Annotated in this window: 1 protein-coding gene and 1 pseudogene; both read left to right on the top strand. The window is 75.1% G+C overall.

Features of this window, described 5'->3' with window-relative positions; all coding sequences use genetic code 11:
• Positions 1 to 14: 14 nt before the first annotated feature.
• Positions 15 to 128, top strand: a complete 114-nt coding sequence (locus F6X68_RS32935; RefSeq protein ID WP_370519030.1) for an LPXTG cell wall anchor domain-containing protein — start codon at positions 15 to 17, stop codon at positions 126 to 128.
• Positions 125 to 692 (top strand): annotated as a pseudogene (locus F6X68_RS32930) (hypothetical protein); the annotation flags it as partial. The gene F6X68_RS32935 and the pseudogene F6X68_RS32930, both read left to right, overlap by 4 nt.

The raw sequence follows: 692 nt of genomic DNA, 5'->3' as shown, positions 1-692 counted from the left end.
CGACCACCCCGGGCCTGGGCGGGCTGCCGACGACCGGCGCGGCGATCACCAGCTACGTGCTGATCGCGTTCCTGCTGGTCGGCGGCGGGGTGCTGCTCGTCGTACTCGGCCGTCGGCGGGCGGCATGACCGTCCGGGCCGCCCGCGCCGGACTGGTCGTCGCCCTCACCGCCGCCGGCACGATGGTCGCATCGGGCACCCCCGCGAGGGCCGCCGGATCGGCCGGCTACTGCCCGGACGCCTCCGGTGTGACCGTGGTGGTCGACTTCAACGAACTCGGCGGCGGGACCGTGGTGCGGTGCGCCCGGGGCGAGCAGTCCACCGGGCTGGCGGCGCTCAAGAACGCCGGGTTCCAGATGACCGGCACGCTGCGCTGGGGCGAGGGGTTCGTCTGCCGGATCGAGGGCAAGCCGTCGACGGCGTCCGAGAAGTGCGTCGACACGCCTCCCGCCAGCGCCTACTGGTCGTACTGGCATGCGACCAGCGGCGGCAGCTGGACGTACAGCGACAAGGGTGTGCTCAACCGCAAGCCGCCGGCCGGCAGCTTCGAGGGCTGGTCGTTCTCCCTCAACCGCAACGCCAACGACGCGCCCCGGCCGGGCGCCGCACCGAGGCGTCCCGCGCCACCGCCGCCACCACGCGCCGGGGTGCAGCGCCCGGGGCAGGCGCGTGGTGGCTGTGGGCGCTCGGCCT

The organism is Micromonospora sp. AMSO12t (assembly GCF_008806585.1).
Taxonomy (GTDB): Bacteria; Actinomycetota; Actinomycetes; order Mycobacteriales; family Micromonosporaceae; genus Micromonospora; species Micromonospora reichwaldensis.
This window is presented reverse-complemented; position numbering and strand designations above follow the sequence as displayed.